Origin of the sequence: Bradyrhizobium sp. 956_D2_N1_4 (genome assembly GCF_052076025.1) — a bacterium.
Taxonomy (GTDB): domain Bacteria; phylum Pseudomonadota; class Alphaproteobacteria; order Rhizobiales; family Xanthobacteraceae; genus Bradyrhizobium; species Bradyrhizobium barranii.
The window spans coordinates 13514-28795 of sequence record NZ_CP197237.1; the positions used below are offsets into that span (position 1 = coordinate 13514).

The 15282-nt window shown below is 65.1% G+C and carries 13 protein-coding genes; 9 read left to right on the plus strand and 4 right to left on the minus strand.

Going from position 1 to position 15282, the window contains the following annotated elements; all coding sequences use genetic code 11:
* Positions 1–86: 86 nt before the first annotated feature.
* Both AB7535_RS00060 and AB7535_RS00065 read left to right on the plus strand, forming a co-directional pair.
* Complete coding sequence (locus AB7535_RS00060; protein ID WP_085399840.1) at positions 87–1352, plus strand: cytochrome P450; 1266 nt, start codon at positions 87–89, stop codon at positions 1350–1352.
* Positions 1353–1406: 54 nt separating this feature from the next.
* Positions 1407–2681 (plus strand): cytochrome P450, encoded by a 1275-nt coding sequence (locus AB7535_RS00065; RefSeq protein WP_063985423.1) that lies wholly within the window; start codon positions 1407–1409, stop codon positions 2679–2681.
* 295 nt (positions 2682–2976) lie between these two features.
* Here AB7535_RS00065 and AB7535_RS00070 read toward each other — a convergent pair whose 3' ends face one another.
* Positions 2977–3897 carry a LysR substrate-binding domain-containing protein gene (locus AB7535_RS00070; RefSeq protein ID WP_085399833.1) on the minus strand — a complete coding sequence of 307 codons (921 nt, stop codon included), beginning with the start codon at positions 3895–3897 and terminating at the stop codon, positions 2977–2979.
* A gap of 125 nt (positions 3898–4022) precedes the next feature.
* Here AB7535_RS00070 and AB7535_RS00075 point away from each other — a divergent pair, with 125 nt between their 5' ends.
* The 4 genes from AB7535_RS00075 to mdlC all read left to right on the plus strand — a co-directional run bounded on the left by AB7535_RS00075 (position 4023) and on the right by mdlC (position 8935).
* Positions 4023–5192, plus strand: a complete 1170-nt coding sequence (locus AB7535_RS00075; RefSeq protein WP_063985425.1) for an acyl-CoA dehydrogenase family protein — start codon at positions 4023–4025, stop codon at positions 5190–5192.
* A gap of 9 nt (positions 5193–5201) precedes the next feature.
* Positions 5202–6305 carry a CaiB/BaiF CoA transferase family protein gene (locus AB7535_RS00080; protein ID WP_085399832.1) on the plus strand — a complete coding sequence of 368 codons (1104 nt, stop codon included), beginning with the start codon at positions 5202–5204 and terminating at the stop codon, positions 6303–6305.
* A gap of 15 nt (positions 6306–6320) precedes the next feature.
* Positions 6321–7172 (plus strand): FAS1-like dehydratase domain-containing protein, encoded by an 852-nt coding sequence (locus AB7535_RS00085; RefSeq protein WP_085399831.1) that lies wholly within the window; start codon positions 6321–6323, stop codon positions 7170–7172.
* 140 nt (positions 7173–7312) lie between these two features.
* Positions 7313–8935 (plus strand): benzoylformate decarboxylase, encoded by a 1623-nt coding sequence (mdlC, locus tag AB7535_RS00090; protein WP_085399830.1) that lies wholly within the window; start codon positions 7313–7315, stop codon positions 8933–8935.
* 109 nt (positions 8936–9044) lie between these two features.
* On the opposite strand, the gene AB7535_RS00095 is transcribed toward mdlC, so the two are convergent.
* Entirely contained in the window at positions 9045–9821 is a 777-nt protein-coding gene (locus AB7535_RS00095; protein WP_063985429.1) for an SDR family NAD(P)-dependent oxidoreductase, read from the minus strand.
* A 75-nt stretch (positions 9822–9896) separates the two neighbouring features.
* Here AB7535_RS00095 and AB7535_RS00100 point away from each other — a divergent pair, with 75 nt between their 5' ends.
* Positions 9897–10358 carry a MarR family winged helix-turn-helix transcriptional regulator gene (locus AB7535_RS00100; protein WP_085399839.1) on the plus strand — a complete coding sequence of 154 codons (462 nt, stop codon included), beginning with the start codon at positions 9897–9899 and terminating at the stop codon, positions 10356–10358.
* A gap of 139 nt (positions 10359–10497) precedes the next feature.
* On the opposite strand, the gene AB7535_RS00105 is transcribed toward AB7535_RS00100, so the two are convergent.
* Positions 10498–11292 carry an SDR family oxidoreductase gene (locus AB7535_RS00105; RefSeq protein WP_085399829.1) on the minus strand — a complete coding sequence of 265 codons (795 nt, stop codon included), beginning with the start codon at positions 11290–11292 and terminating at the stop codon, positions 10498–10500.
* A 93-nt stretch (positions 11293–11385) separates the two neighbouring features.
* On the minus strand, positions 11386–12081 hold the full coding sequence (trhA, locus tag AB7535_RS00110; protein WP_028151267.1) for a PAQR family membrane homeostasis protein TrhA: 696 nt from the start codon (positions 12079–12081) through the stop codon (positions 11386–11388).
* Positions 12082–12260: 179 nt separating this feature from the next.
* Here trhA and AB7535_RS00115 point away from each other — a divergent pair, with 179 nt between their 5' ends.
* Together AB7535_RS00115 and AB7535_RS00120 are read left to right on the plus strand one after the other, a co-directional pair.
* A complete protein-coding gene (locus AB7535_RS00115) occupies positions 12261–13730 on the plus strand; it encodes a YcjX family protein (RefSeq protein ID WP_085399828.1) in 1470 nt (489 codons plus the stop codon).
* Complete coding sequence (locus AB7535_RS00120) at positions 13727–14752, plus strand: YcjF family protein (protein WP_085399827.1); 1026 nt, start codon at positions 13727–13729, stop codon at positions 14750–14752. Before AB7535_RS00115 ends, AB7535_RS00120 begins: the two co-directional genes overlap by 4 nt.
* The last annotated feature ends 530 nt before the right edge of the window (positions 14753–15282 follow it).

Below are 15282 nucleotides of genomic sequence, written 5' to 3' on the forward strand. Positions count from 1 at the left end.
ACGCAGACAACCGGCTGTAATTGCAAATCAAATACCGCAGCGCAGAATTCAACGAGAACGCGCGGTTCATGTCAGGGAGAGCGGTCATGCATGGGACCATCGAGAGCGCGGCGAAGCTCGACGAGCTACGCGCGCGCGCCACGTCACTGCCGCTGGAGCAGTTCGATCCGGGCGATCCCGAGTTGTTCAGGACCGATACGTTCTGGCCGTATTTCGATCGGCTGCGCCGCGAAGATCCCGTGCACTATTGCAAGGACTCGATGTTCGGGCCGTACTGGTCGGTGACGCGCTACAACGACATCATGGAGATCGAGACCAACCATTCGGTGTTCTCCTCGGCCTCCGCGCTCGGCGGCATCACCATCCGCGACATCGACCCGGACCTGCGCCGCGAGAGTTTCATCTCGATGGATCCGCCGCGCCACGCGGCGCAGCGCAAGACCGTGGCGCCGATGTTCACACCGACGCATCTGGACAATCTCGCGCTCAGCATCCGCGAGCGCTCCGCCGAGTGCCTCGACAATCTGCCCGTGGGCCAGGTGTTCGACTGGGTCGATCGTGTCTCGATCGAGCTCACCACGCAGATGCTCGCGGTGCTGTTCGACTTTCCCTGGGAGGACCGCCGCAAGCTGACGCGCTGGTCCGATATCGCGACCACCATTCCCGGCCCCGACGGCCTCGTCGCCACCGAAGACGAACGGCAGGCCGAGCTGACCGAATGTGCGGGCTATTTCGCGCGGCTGTGGAAGGAGCGCATCGAGCAGCCGCCGAAGAGTGACCTGCTCTCGATGATGGCGCATGGTGCCGCGACGCGCGACATGGATGCAAAAAACTTCCTCGGCAATCTCATCCTTTTGATCGTCGGCGGCAACGACACCACCCGCAACACGATGTCGGGATCGATCTACGCGCTGAGCCAGCATCCGGAGCAGTATCGCAAGCTGCGCGAGAACCCCGGCCTGCTCGACAGTTTCGTGCCGGAGGTGATCCGCTGGCAGACGCCGCTGGCGCATATGCGGCGCACCGCGCTTGCCGACTTCGAGTTCCGCGGCAAGCAGATCAAGCAAGGTGACAAGGTCGTGATGTGGTACGTCTCGGGCAACCGCGACGAGGAAGCGATCGAAAAGCCCTACGATTTCATCATCGACCGCGCCCGCCCGCGTACGCACCTCTCTTTCGGCTTCGGCATTCACCGTTGCGTCGGCTTGCGGCTTGCCGAACTTCAGCTCAAGATTATCTGGGAAGAGATCCTCAAGCGCTTCGACCATATCGACGTGGTCGGCGAACCCAAACGGGTCTATTCGAGTTTCGTAAAGGGACTTGAAACCTTGCCGGTGAAGATCACGGCGTGAGATCACTCCCTCTCCCCGCTTGCGGGGAGAAAGAGAAACACTGGAGCTACTACCATGAACATCCAGACTCCGGTCAAAACCGACAACGCCGAACGCATGCGCAGGGCCCGCGAGGAGGCCTATGCGACGCCGCTGGCGCAATTCCACCCCGGCGCACCCAGGCTGTTCCAGGACGACACCTTGTGGCCGTGGTTCGAGCGGCTGCGCAAGGAAGAGCCGGTGCACTACTGCACCAATGCGCCGATCGAGCCGTACTGGTCGGTGGTGAAGTACAACGACATCATGCATGTCGACACCAGTCACGGCATCTTCTCCTCGGACTCGACGCTCGGCGGCATCGGGATCCGCGACGTGCCGCAGGGCTATGACTGGCCGAGCTTCATCGCGATGGACCAGCCGCAGCACTCGGCGCAGCGCAAGACGGTGTCGCCGATGTTCACGCCGACGCATCTGGACGAGCTGGCAAAACTGATCCGCCAGCGCTCGCAGACCGTGCTCGACAATCTACCCCGCAACGAGACCTTCAATTTCGTCGAACGCGTCTCGATCGAGCTGACGACGCAGATGCTGGCGACCCTGTTCGACTTCCCCTGGGAAGAACGCCGCAAGCTGACGCGCTGGTCCGATGTCGCGACCGCCCTGCCCAAGAGCGGCATCGTCGCCTCGGCCGAAGAGCGCCGCCGCGAGATGGACGAATGCTACGCCTACATGTCCAAGCTCTGGAACGAACGCGTCAACTCCGCGCCGCGCAACGATTTGCTGTCGCTGATGGCACATAATGATGCGACGCGCTTCATGGACCCCGACAATCTCATGGGCAACATCATCCTGCTCATCGTCGGCGGCAACGACACCACGCGCAACACCATGAGCGGCTCGGTGCTGGCGCTGAGCGAGAACCCGGACCAGTTCGACAAGCTGCGCGCCAATCCGGAGCTGATCGACTCCATGGTGCCCGAGGTGATCCGCTGGCAGACGCCGCTGGCGCATATGCGGCGTACCGCGCTTGCCGACACCGAAATCGGCGGCAAGCATATCAAGAAAGGCGACCGCGTCGTGATGTGGTACGTCTCGGGCAACCGCGACGAGGAGATGTTCGAGAAGCCAAACGACTTCATCATCGACCGCCCGCGGCCGCGCACCCACCTCTCCTTCGGCTTCGGCATCCACCGCTGCGTCGGCATGCGCCTCGCCGAGCTGCAGCTGCGGATCGTGTGGGAGGAGATGCTGAAGCGCTTCGACCGCATCGAGGTGGTCGGCGAGCCCAAGCGGATCTATTCGAGCTTCATCAAGGGATATGAGTCGTTGCCGGTGAGGATTCCGGGGTAGGCGTGCTCTAGGGACTACCTTAAGGCAAGCGGCCTCGCCAATCTCTGCTGTCATGCCCCGCGCAGGCGGGGCATCCAGTACGCCGCGGCTCCTCGATTCTAGCCGCGCCGTCTCTGGAATACTGGATTGCTCGCCTTCGCGGGCAATGACACCGAGTGTAGGACGAAGAGTGTGCTCCTAACGCTCGAGGAGCGCGCGGCCGGCTATAAAATTCCGGCATGACAGCTCGCTCAATATGCGAAGGGCCAGCTGCGGGCTTGTGTCCTAAATTCTCCTGAGAATTCAGCACTGGCCCTCAACTCAACTTGATGTCCCACAGGCCTTCCTTGCGGCAGGCCGCGACTTCCTCGCGCAATAGCGTCGTGATGGCGAGCGACGCCGTTGAGCCCGGGCGGTCGATCGGAGAGGCGAAAATGAGTTCGCGCGTCATCGGCTTGGATACGGGCGCGGTCTCCAGCCGTCCGTCGGCGACCTCACCGTGGACCGACGAGGGCGGCAGCAGCGCGAAGCCGAGGCCTTCCTCGACGAGGCTCGTCAGCACGCGGAAGGAATCCGCCTCGAGCTGGACGTTGAGCTTGATCTTGCGCTGGGCGGCGGCGTGCTCGATCAGCGCGCGGAGACCGTGGGAATGACTGGGCAGCACCAGCCGCTGGCGCAGCAGCCAGCCGACATCGACGCTCTTCTTGCGCGCGAGGCCGCAGCCGCGCGGGCCAACCGCGACGATGTTGTCGCGGCCAAGGCTCTCCACGTTGAGATGCAGATCGGCGGAGCGGCCGTAGAGAATGGCCAGATCCATCTCGCCGCGATGCAGCCATTCGACGAGATGGCCGCTGTAGCTCTCGACGATGCGCAGCGAAATGCCGGGAAATTTTTCGACGCAGCGGCGCGCAAAGCGCGCCGACAGCACGCAACTCACGGTCGGAACCAGGCCGAGCACGACCTGGCCGGACGGCGGCCCCTTGGTCGACTGGATGTCGTCGCGGATCTGGTCGATCTGCCGCACGATGCCGGAGGTGCGTGCCAGCAGGAGACGGCCGGCTTCCGTCAGCACCATGCCGCGGCCATTGCGCGTGAACAATTCGGTGCGCAGCTCGTGTTCCAGCAGCTTGATCTGCCTAGAGAGCGCCGGCTGCGCCACGCGCAACGTGTCGGAGGCCTTGGAGAGACTGCCGAGCTCCGCCACGCAACTGAAGGTCCTGAGCTGCCGGAAATCCATGCTTGCCAATCCTCGAAGGCTACTTCATACGCTATAGCAAATGAGCATAGGGGGCTGGCGATGTTTTCACAACGCCAGAGGATCGGCCGGCGTTATCTTGACTGCCGCTAGATACGGGAAACGCCATGAGTGAAGAACACCACACCGAAGATCACGCCGACATCCGCGAAGCCGTCGCGAAGCTGTGCGCGCAGTTTCCCGGCGAGTACTGGCGCAAGCTCGATCGCGAGATGGCCTATCCCAAGGCCTTCGTCGATGCGCTGACGCAGGCCGGCTATCTCTCGGTGCTGATCCCCGAGGAATATGGCGGCGCGGGCCTGAAGCTTTCCGCCGCGGCTGCGATCCTCGAGGAGATCCAGCGCGCTGGCTGCAACGGCGGCGGCTGCCACGCCCAGATGTACACGATGGGTACGGTGCTGCGGCACGGCAACGACGAGCAGAAGGCAAAATATCTGCCGAAGATCGCAAGCGGCGAATTGCGGCTTCAGGCGTTCGGCGTCACCGAGCCGACCAGCGGCACCGACACCTCCTCGCTGAAGACCTTTGCGCGCAAGGAAGGCAACGACAGCTACATCGTCAACGGCCAGAAGATCTGGACCAGCCGGGCCGAGCATTCCGACCTGATGGTGCTGCTGGCGCGCACTACGCCGAAGGAGCAGAGCAAGAAGCGCACCGATGGTCTTTCGGTGTTCATCGTCGACATGCGCGAGGCCAAGAACAACGGCCTCGAGATCCGCCCGATCCGCACCATGATGAACCACGCCACCACCGAAGTGTTCTTTACCGACATGAAGGTGCCGGCGGAGAATCTGATCGGCGAGGAAGGCAAGGGGTTCCGCTACATCCTCTCCGGCATGAATGCCGAGCGCATCCTGATCGCCGCCGAATGCGTCGGCGACGCCAAATGGTTCATCGCCAAGGCCACGAACTACGCCAAGGAGCGCGCGGTGTTCGGCCGGCCGATCGGCCAGAACCAGGGCATTCAGTTTCCGATCGCCAAGGCCTACGCCTCGATGCGCGCGGCCGAGCTGATGGTGAAGGAAGCGACGCGCAAATACGAGGCCGGGCTCGACTGCGGCGCGGAGGCCAACATGGCCAAGATGCTGGCGGCCGATGCGTCGTGGGAAGCGGCAAACGCCTGCATCCAGACCCATGGCGGCTTCGGCTTCGCCGAGGAGTACGACGTCGAGCGCAAATTCCGCGAGACGCGGCTCTACCAGGTGGCGCCGATCTCGACCAACCTCGTGCTGTCCTACGTCGCCGAGCACGTGCTCGGCATGCCCCGCTCGTACTGAGGTCGCGTCATGGGAGCATTGGACGGGATCAGGGTGATTGCGGTCGAGCAGGCGGTCGCGGCGCCGTTCTGCTCGTCGCGGCTGGCAGACGCCGGCGCGGAGGTGATCAAGATCGAGCGGCCCGAAGGCGATTTCGCTCGCGGCTATGACGCGGCGGCCAAGGGCCAGAGCAGCTATTTCGTGTGGCTCAACCGCGGCAAGCAATCGGCGGTGGTCGATCTCGCAATGAAAGAAGGCTGCGCCGAGCTCGAGAAACTGATCGCGAGCGCGGACGTGCTGATCCAGAATCTCAAGCCGGGCTCGATGGACAAGCTCGGCTTTTCGCGCGAACGGCTGCTGAAGGACTATCCGAAGCTGATCTCGTGCACGATCACCGGCTATGGCGACGAAGGCCCCTACGCCCACCGCAAGGCCTATGACCTGCTGATCCAGGCCGAGAGCGGCCTTGCCTCGATCACCGGCAACCCTGATGGAGCCTCGCGAGTCGGCATGTCGATCGTCGACGTCGCGACCGGCGCCACCGCGCATGCGGCGATCCTGGAAGCGCTGATCGCGCGCGGGCGCACCGGCAAGGGCTGTGACATCCGCATCTCCATGTTCGACGTGATGGCCGACTGGTGCACCGTGCCGCTGCTCAATTCCGAAGCCGGCAATCCGCCGAAGCGGATGGGCCTGCGCCATCCCTCGATCGCGCCCTACGGCGTGTTCACCTCGAAGGACGGCAAGGACATCCTGATCTCGATCCAGAGCGAGCGCGAGTGGAAGACGCTCTGCGTCAAGGTGCTAGACCAGCCCGATTTGCCGGCCGATCCGCGCGTCGCCAACATGGTCGAGCGCGTGCGCAACCGCGATTTCACCGACACGACGGTCGCAGATATCTTCGGCAAGATGACGCGCGACGAGCTGTTGAAGCGGCTGTCGGACGCCGACATCGCCTTTGCCGAGGTCAACACCATGGCCGACCTCACCAATCATCCGCATCTGCGCCGCATCGAGGTCGACACGCCGCAGGGACGTGTCAGCTATCCCGCGCCGGCGCCGATCATCGTCGGCGAGACCCGCGCTTACGGCGCTGTGCCCGCCATCGGCGAGCGGCCGGCCAGGAAGTCATAACAAGAGCGAGGCGTCATGACCGAGAAGCTCGACATCGACCACTTGCGGCAATGGATCGGCCGCAGCACCGAGGCCACCGACATCGTCACCGCGCAGCTCGTGAAGGGCCTGCGCGCGACCCTGTTCCAGGAGGTCGGCGAGCCCAAAGCGGGCGATGCCGCGCCGTTCACGGTGCATTGGTGCCTGGCGCAGCCGGTGTTTCCGATGTCGATGCTCGGCCCCGACGGCCATCCGACCCGCGGCGGCTTCCTGCCGCCGGTGCCGTTGCCGCGCCGGATGTGGGCCGGCGGCGAGATCGAATTCCTGCAGCCGCTGCGCGTCGGCGATGAATCGACGCGGACCTCGCGCATCGCCGACGTGCAGGTGAAATCGGGCACGACCGGCACGCTGTGCTTCGTCTCGGTCGAGCACAGCATCTCCTCGCCGCGGGGCATTGCCATCCGCGAGCGGCAGGACATCGTCTATCGCGAGATGACGAGCAGCGCGCCCGCCGGCGCCAAGGCCCCGCCCCCGCCGCCGAAGGCGCAGCACCGCGAGACGCATGTGTCCGATCCCGTGCTGCTGTTTCGTTATTCCGCGCTGACCTTCAACGGTCACCGCATCCATTACGACCGTGACTACGTCACCAAGGTCGAGGGCTATCCGGGCCTGATCTTCCATGGGCCGCTGCAGGCGTCGCTGATCGTGGAGATGGCGGCGAAGCTGCACGACGGCAAGGCACCGAAGAAATTCACCTATCGCGGCGTGCAGCCGCTGTTCGAGGGCACCGAGTTCTCCATCAACGCCAACGAGACCGAGGCGGGAATGGAGCTGTGGACCGCGAATGCGGAGGGACAGCCGACGATGAAGGGCGCGGCGGTGTGGTAGGCACCGCTATTAGACCCTCACCCTGAGGAGCGCGCCCCTTCGCGCGCGTCTCGAAGGGCGAGGCCACCAGCCGGGCCTTCATCCTTCGAGACGCGCGTTCCGCGCTCCTCAGGATGAGGAATTTACAGGGGACGGAAACCATGTCCAAGAACGGCAAGAGCGGCAGCAAGTCCGTCACCGTGAAGCAGGCGACGCTCGATCTGCTGCGCTCGCTGGGCATCGACAGGGTGTTCGGCAACCCCGGTTCGACCGAACTGCCGTTCCTGAGCGACTGGCCTGATGACATCGACTACGTGCTGGCGCTGCAGGAAGCCTCCGCCGTCGGCATGGCCGATGGTTACGCGCAGGCGACGCGCAATGCCGGCTTCGTCAATCTGCATTCGGCGGCCGGCGTCGGCAACGCGCTCGGCAATATCTACACCGCGCACCGCAACCAGACGCCGCTCGTGATCACCGCGGGCCAGCAGGCGCGCTCGATCCTGCCCTTGCAGGCGTTCCTCTATGCCGAGCGCGCCTCGGAATTCCCGCGGCCTTACGTCAAATACAGCGTCGAGCCGGCCCGGCCCGAGGACGTTCCGGCCGCGATCGCGCGGGCCTATTACACCGCGATGCAGCCGCCCTGCGGGCCGACCTTCGTGTCGATCCCGATCGACGACTGGGCGCATGCGACCGCACCGGTCGAGGCGCGCAAGGTCAGCCGCGAGATCGGGCCCGAGCCGGACGCGATGAAGGCGCTCGTCGCCGCGCTCGGCTCAGCAAAACACCCTGCCCTCGTGGTCGGCCCCGGCATCGACCGCGCCGGCGCGGTCGATTTGATGGTGCGCGTGGCCGAGAAAGCCAAGGCCAGCGTCTGGGTCAGCCCGTTCTCCGCGCGCTGCTCGTTCCCCGAGCGTCATCCGCAATTCGCGGGGTTCCTGCACGCCTCGCCGGCGCAGCTGTCCGATGCGCTGCGCGAGCACGATCTCGTCGTCGTCATCGGCGCGCCGGTGTTCACCTTCCATGTCGAAGGCCATGCCGCGATCTTCGATGGCGGCGCGACGATTTTTCAGATCACCGACGATCCGGACGCGGCGGCGGTGACGCCGGTCGGCACCAGCATCATCGCGACCATGAAGCCGGCGCTGAGCCTGCTGCTCGACTTGCTGCCGGAGAGCAAACGCGCGACGCCGAAAGGCCGCACGCTGCCGTCGGCGCCGCAGGCCGCCGACCCGCTGCCGGTCGAATTTTTGCTGCATTCGCTGTCGCAGGCGATGCCGGATGACGCGTCGCTGGTCGAGGAAGTGCCCTCGCACCGACCGGCGATGCAGAAGTTCATGCCGATGCGCGGCCAGGACAGTTTCTACACCATGGCGAGCGGTGGCCTCGGTTACTCCCTGCCCGCGGGGGTCGGCATGGCGCTCGGCAAGCCGAAGCAGCGGACGGTGTGCCTGATCGGCGACGGCTCGGCGATGTATTCGATCCAGGCGCTGTGGACCGCCGCGCAACGAAAACTGCCGCTGACCATCGTCGTCATCAACAATTCCGGCTACGGCGCGATGCGCTCGTTCAGCCAGGTGATGCAGGTGAGGAACGTGCCGGGGCTGGAGCTGCCGGGGATCGATTTCGTCAGGCTCGCCGAGGGCATGGGCTGCCATGCGGTGCGGGTGAGCAAGGCCGCGGAGCTGGGCGAGGCGCTCAAGCGCGGAATGGCGTTCGAGGGGACGAGCCTCGTCGAGGTCGTCGTGGATTCGGCGGTGCCGGTGCTGTACGGGCAGAAGCATTAGGGGGGCGCGTAGCCCGGATGGAGCGAAGCGAAATCCGGGAATCGTGGCACAAGCGAGTCGACCCGGATTACGCTGCGCTCCATCCGGGCTACGAACTACGACTACGACATCACGACGCCAAAAATCCCCCGTCCGCCGCGAGCACGTGGCCAACGACATACGACGACGCGTCGGACGACAGCCACACCACGGCCTCCGCCACTTCCTCCGGGCTCCCCATCCGCCGCAGCGGCAGGCCCGCACTGACGGTTGCGACATCGCCGACGCCGGCGCGCAGCATCATGTCGGTGACGACGCGGCCGGGCGCGATGGCGTTGATGCGGATGCCGCGCGGGGCGTTCTCCATCGCGGCCGAGCGTGTCAGCGAGATCGCCGCCGCCTTCGAGGCCGAGTAGAGCGAGAAGCCGGGATTGGGATTGCGCACGCCGCTGACGGAGGCGTTGACGACGATGCTGCCGCGGCCCTGCGCCAGCATCGCCGGCAGTTGATGGCGCAGGCACAGGAACAGCGCACGGACATTGGTGTCGAACACCGTGTCGTAGATCTCCGTGCCCTGCTCTTCCAGCGGCGCGCGGCGCTCCTGGAATCCGGCATTGTTGAAGGCGACATCGAGCCGGCCGCAGCGCTCGACCGCCGTGCGAACCAGCCGTTCGACGTCATCCTCTTGCGTGATGTCGGTTTGGATCGCGATCGCGTCAGCGCCGAGCTCCCGGCACGCTGCGGCGGTGTCCTTGATTTCGGCCTCCCGCCGTCCCGCGACAACAATCGCCTCCGCACCTTCCGAGGCCATCCGCAGCGCCGTGGCGCGGCCGATGCCGCTGCCGCCGCCCGTGACGAGGCAGACCTTGCCTCTCATCCGCATCCCGGCCGGCACAGTTCCGCTCATGGCTCACTCCAAAACGCTTGCGCGCGACGTTGCGCGCATATAGTTGTATGATACAACTATATGCCGGGAGTCAAGATGGCCGAGCTTGCGCTGATCGACGACATCCGCGCCGCCTCGCGATTGATGGTGCGGGAGCTCGGCTTCATGGATGCGACGGTGGCGGCCTCGGACTATCCGCCCTCGGCGGTGCACACCATTTTGGAGATCGGCATCCGCGGCCCGATGAACTCAGGCGACCTCGGCGATTTCCTGCGGCTGGAGAAATCCAGCGTCAGCCGCCTGGTGCGCAAGCTGGTCGATTGCGGCGAGCTGCGGGAGACGCCTGATGAAGCCGACGCGCGCAGCAAGCTCTTGTCGCTGACGGCGAAGGGCCGGCGCACGCTGGAGGCGCTGCACGCGTTCGGACGCCAGCAGGTGCGCGGCGCGCTGGCCGCGCTGACAGAGGCCGAGCAGCGCACGGTGCGCGAGGGCATGATGCTCTATGCCCGGGCGCTGCGGCAGAGCCGCATGGAGGATGAGGGGGAGTCGGCGGCGTAGCCGTATTCTCAGTGTCATCGCCCGCGAAGGCGGGCGATCCAGTATTCCAGAGACGGCTGTGATTCCTCGACAGGCCGCGGCGTACTGGATGCCCCGTTTCCGCGGGGAATGACAGCGGTGCGGGTGGCACCAGCCTACCCTACTTCCCGAACTCCTCCCGCATCTTGGCCTGGATCTTGGCCATGCCGCCGATCCAGCGGTCGTAATTCTCGGTCTTCTTGCGCATGTAACCGAGCACCTGGGGGTGCGGCAGGATCAGGAACGTCTCCTGCTCGAGGCCGGCGAGCACGTCTTTCGCGACCTGCTCCGGCGTGAGATCGCCGTCGCCGGATTGCGGGCCCTTCGGGATCGAGCGCAGCATGTTGGTGTCGACGCCCTGCGGGCAGAGGATCGACACCTTGATGTTGTGGGCCTTGTGCGAGATCGCGAGGTTTTCGGCAAAGCCGACCGCGGCGTGCTTGGTGGTGGAGTAAGCGGGGCTTCCGACCTGCGACAGCAGACCTGCCGCCGAAATCGTATTGAGAAAATATCCGCCGCCGCGCGCCTTCATGCGGGGAATGAGATACCGCGCCGCATAGACATGGGCCATGACATGGATCGCCCAGCTCCGCTGCCACGGCTCGTCGGAGGCGCCGCCGGCATTGACCGACATCGGATCGAAGCCGCCGCCGATGCCGGCATTGGAGCAGAACAATTCGATCGGGCCGAACTGCCGTTCGGTCTCCTCGATGACGTGGGCGATCTCTTTTTCCTGCGCGACGTCGCATCTGAAGGCCGCGCCATCCACCGTGGCGGCGACGGCTCTTGCATTGGCGGCGTCCATGTCCGCGACGACGACCTTGGCGGCACCCGCCTTGTGGAAGGCCTCGCACAGCGCCTTGCCGATGCCGTTTGCGCCGCCCGTGACGACCACGACCTTGCCGGTCACCTGCATGCGACGTCTCCTCTTTGTCTTGTAGCGCTTCTCTTTTCGGATAGCGCTTCGCTATCTTATACCGCTTCGCTTATTCCGCTTCGCGGATCTTGCTCAGCTCAACACGAGGTCGAGCACCGCGGTATAATGGCACGCCGCGCCGGCCAAGACAAAGCCGTGCCAGATCGCATTCTGGAAGCGCAGCCGCCGCCAGGCATGGAAGATCACGCCAAAGCTGTAGAGCAGGCCGCCCGCAAGGATGAAGCCCAGCACCAGCGCAGGCAGCGCCTTGACCACGGCGTCGTAGACCATCACGCCGCTCCAGCCCATCGCGAGATAGATTCCGACTGCGACGCGGTCGAACCGGCCGGGGTAGAGAAGTTTCAGCACGATACCCAGGATCGCGACGCACCAGACGCCACCGAGCAGCACCAGCGCGAACACACTGTCCCTCACCTCGAGGATGAACGGCGTATAGGTCGCCGCGATCAGCAGATAGATCGCGCAATGGTCGAATCGCCGCAGCAGCCATTTGGCCGGCGAGACCGGCCAGAGATTATAGGTCGCCGACAGCACCAGCATCGAGAGCAGGCCGGCGACATAGATCGAGACCCCGACGATGTTGGTGGCGTCGGCATAAACCGCCGTCAGCACCACCAGGACCGTGGCGGCGACGATGCCGCAGAACACGCCGATCGCGTGGATCACGCCGTCCGCGATCAATTCGGCACGGTCGTAGTTCCAGCCGATCGCGTCGGCCGCGGCGTGGACGGAGGTGGATGCAAGCTGTTTCAGCTGGAAGACGGTCATGGCAATCCGCAAGGCTAAGACAATGCCCTCTTGTAGGGTCTTTCGCGATCGGCGCATCGTTCAAACGGCTGATTTGCCGACAAAGGCGGTGGAAGTATGAAGCTTGATTTTCCCTACGCAATTGCCACTTTTGTGAACGGCTTCACTGTTCCGCCCGCCCCGAGATCAATCACGTTCATATGGCATTCAGTTTCCAGGATATGGTCGAAGAAGCGCGGCTGTCGGCCAGGGCGCTGATCGACTATGGTGAGCACTTCTTCAACCCGACGGTGCGTCTCGGGGTCACCGGCCTGTCACGGGCCGGTAAGACCGTATTCATTACCGCGCTGATCCACGGCCTCACCCGTGGCGGCCGCTTTCCGGTGTTCGAGGCCTATGCCTCGGGCCGGATCGCGCGGGCGCATCTGGCGCCGCAGCCGGACGACGCCGTGCCGCGCTTCGCCTATGAGAACCATTTGCGCGCGCTGCTCGAGGAGCGGCGCTGGCCGAACTCGACCGTCGACATCAGCGAACTCAGGCTCGTCATCGACTATCAGCGCCAGAACGGCGCCGATCGCACATTGACGCTCGACATCGTCGATTATCCCGGCGAGTGGTTGCTCGACCTGCCGCTGCTCCAGAAGAGCTATGAGCAATGGTCAGCCGAAAGCCTCGCGCTGTCGCGCGAGGCGCCGCGCGCGCATCTTGCGGGGGATTGGCACGCGCATCTCGCGACGCTCAAGCCCGAGGCGCGCGAGGACGAGCAGGCGACGCTGACGGCGGCAAAGCTCTTCACCGGCTATTTGCGCGCCTGCCGCGACGAGCGCTTCGCGATGAGCCTGCTGCCGCCCGGCCGCTTCCTGATGCCCGGCAATCTCGCCGACACGCCGGCGCTGACTTTTGCGCCGCTCGACGTGCCTGTGGGCGGCCAGGCACCGGACGGCTCGCTGTGGGCGATGATGGTCCGCCGCTTCGAGGCCTACAAGGACGTCGTGGTGCGGCCGTTCTTCCATGATCATTTTGCCCGGCTCGATCGCCAGATCGTACTGGCCGATGCGCTCGCGGCGTTCAACTCCGGCCCCGAAGCGCTGCACGATCTCGAAGCCGCGCTTGCCGGAATTCTCGACTGCTTCCGCATCGGCCGCAGCACGTTCCTCTCCAGCCTGTTCCGGCCGCGTATCGACCGCATCCTGTTCGCGGCGACCAAGGCGGACCATCTGCATCATTCCAGTCACGACCGGCTCGAGGCGGTGCTGCGCCGCGCCGTCACCCGCGCGGTGGTGCGCGCGGAAGATACCGGCGCGGAGATCGACGTGGTGGCGCTCGCCGCAGTTCGCGCCACGCGCGAGGCCCAGGTCGCGCATGGCCGCGACAAATTGCCGTCGATCCTGGGAACGCCAGCGGCCGGCGAAAGCGCCGGCGGCGAGTTCTTTGACGGCAACACGGAGGTTGCGACCTTTCCGGGTGACCTGCCGCAGGACCCCGAGCCGCTGTTCAACGGCACCGGCGCGTTCCGGGGCCTCGCGACCGAGGCCGCCGAGAAGAGCGATTTTCGCTTCCTGCGCTTCCGTCCGCCAAAGCTCGAACGCGAGGGCAATGACGAGCCGGCGCTGCCACACATCCGCCTCGACCGTGCCCTGCAGTTCCTGATCGGAGACAAGCTGTCATGAACGATCGATCCAAGCCGCGGCGGCCGGCGACGTTCCGGCTCGACGATCCCGGCGTCGTCGTCACCGAAGCCGACGAGACCAGCCGGCTCGGACGCGCCACGATCCAGATCACGCCGGAGCACGATCCGCAGGCATTGCCGGTGCCGATCGAGGCCGCGCTTCCGGCGCGGCGCGGCTTTCCCTGGGGCACGCTGTTCTGGTCCGGGCTCGGCGGGCTGACGCTGCTCGGCACCGGGCTCGGCGTGGTCCGTCTGATCGAGGATCTGTTTGCGCGCAGCGAAACGCTCGGCTTCGTCGGCCTCGCATTCGCCTTCGTCACCGCACTGGCGCTCGCGGTGGTGATCGGGCGCGAGGCCTTCGGGCTGGCGCGCCTTGCAACCATCGAGAAGCTGCATGCGCGCGCCGCCGCGGTCCTTGCCAGCGACGATCGCAAGGAGAGCCGCGTGATCGTGCAGGACCTGCTGAAGATCGCGCACCAGAACCCGCAGCTCGCCCGCGCGCGCGCCACGCTGGAAAGCCACACCGGCGATATCATCGACGGCGCCGACATGATCCGGCTTGCCGAGCGCGAACTGATGTCGCCGCTGGACGCGGAAGCGCGGCGGCTGGTGTCGTCGGCCGCACAAAAGGTCTCGATCGTGACCGCAGTTTCGCCGCGCGCGGCGATCGACGTATTGTTCGTGTTCGTGGCCGCGTTGCGCCTGATCCGTCAGCTCGCTTTTCTCTATGGCGGCCGCCCCGGCGCGCTCGGCATGATCCGCCTGCTCCGCCACGTGATCGCCCATCTCGCCATCACCGGCGGCATGGCCGCGAGCGACAGCCTGGTGCAGCAGATGCTGGGCCATGGGATTGCGGCAAAGCTGTCTCAGCGGCTTGGCGAAGGTGTGCTGAACGGATTGCTGACCGCGCGGCTGGGTCTGGCCGCGATCGACGTGACGCGGCCGCTGCCGTTCGCGGCGCTGCCGCCGCCAAAACTGTCGGACCTCGCGACGGATCTGCTGCGGAAGAAGGACGAGGAGTAGCGGCGCTATCCGCGCCATCGTTCGCGCCATTCGCCGGACCGACCCATGGCGCGCCGTCTGAAAGAGCGAAGCTTAAGCTCGCGGTTCATCGGGAAAGTCGAAGCTGACAATGATAAACCCGACCGCACCAAACACCAACAGCGCCAGGAACAGTGCCGCAACAGCAAAGGACCACACGAAAGGCTCCGAGCAGCTGATGCCACCCAATCGAGCCAACGAGCGGAATATCATCCCTCGCCGGCTGATCTGAGGCAGACCCGGACGGGGTTAAAGGGCAATTGTCCGGTAAAATGACGTTGCTCAGTCAAGCCGCACCTCGCAAGCGAACTATCGAGTTAGCCCTTTCGAGTATTGGAGGATTATGTGCCGCAGTTAATGGCAACTGAGCACAAGGAAGCGGCAATTCAAGTCGCCGCTTTCAAGTCAGCCTCTGGCCGCCCCATCCACGGCGCATCAGCCCGTTAAGAAACTGGTTACCAGTCAATGTCACCATTTGCATATTAGGCCGCCATATGCGGCGCGCATTCTGA

Excerpts from the sequence above, each read along its gene's own strand:
- AB7535_RS00060 (WP_085399840.1), top strand. The coding sequence starts at position 87 with ATGCATGGGACCATCGAGAGCGCGGCGAAGCTCGACGAGCTACGCGCG.
- AB7535_RS00065 (WP_063985423.1), top strand. The coding sequence starts at position 1,407 with ATGAACATCCAGACTCCGGTCAAAACCGACAACGCCGAACGCATGCGC.
- AB7535_RS00070 (WP_085399833.1), bottom strand. The coding sequence starts at position 3,897 with ATGGATTTCCGGCAGCTCAGGACCTTCAGTTGCGTGGCGGAGCTCGGC.
- AB7535_RS00075 (WP_063985425.1), top strand. The coding sequence starts at position 4,023 with ATGAGTGAAGAACACCACACCGAAGATCACGCCGACATCCGCGAAGCC.
- AB7535_RS00080 (WP_085399832.1), top strand. The coding sequence starts at position 5,202 with ATGGGAGCATTGGACGGGATCAGGGTGATTGCGGTCGAGCAGGCGGTC.
- AB7535_RS00085 (WP_085399831.1), top strand. The coding sequence starts at position 6,321 with ATGACCGAGAAGCTCGACATCGACCACTTGCGGCAATGGATCGGCCGC.
- mdlC (WP_085399830.1), top strand. The coding sequence starts at position 7,313 with ATGTCCAAGAACGGCAAGAGCGGCAGCAAGTCCGTCACCGTGAAGCAG.
- AB7535_RS00095 (WP_063985429.1), bottom strand. The coding sequence starts at position 9,821 with ATGAGCGGAACTGTGCCGGCCGGGATGCGGATGAGAGGCAAGGTCTGC.
- AB7535_RS00100 (WP_085399839.1), top strand. The coding sequence starts at position 9,897 with ATGGCCGAGCTTGCGCTGATCGACGACATCCGCGCCGCCTCGCGATTG.
- AB7535_RS00105 (WP_085399829.1), bottom strand. The coding sequence starts at position 11,292 with ATGCAGGTGACCGGCAAGGTCGTGGTCGTCACGGGCGGCGCAAACGGC.
- trhA (WP_028151267.1), bottom strand. The coding sequence starts at position 12,081 with ATGACCGTCTTCCAGCTGAAACAGCTTGCATCCACCTCCGTCCACGCC.
- AB7535_RS00115 (WP_085399828.1), top strand. The coding sequence starts at position 12,261 with ATGGCATTCAGTTTCCAGGATATGGTCGAAGAAGCGCGGCTGTCGGCC.
- AB7535_RS00120 (WP_085399827.1), top strand. The coding sequence starts at position 13,727 with ATGAACGATCGATCCAAGCCGCGGCGGCCGGCGACGTTCCGGCTCGAC.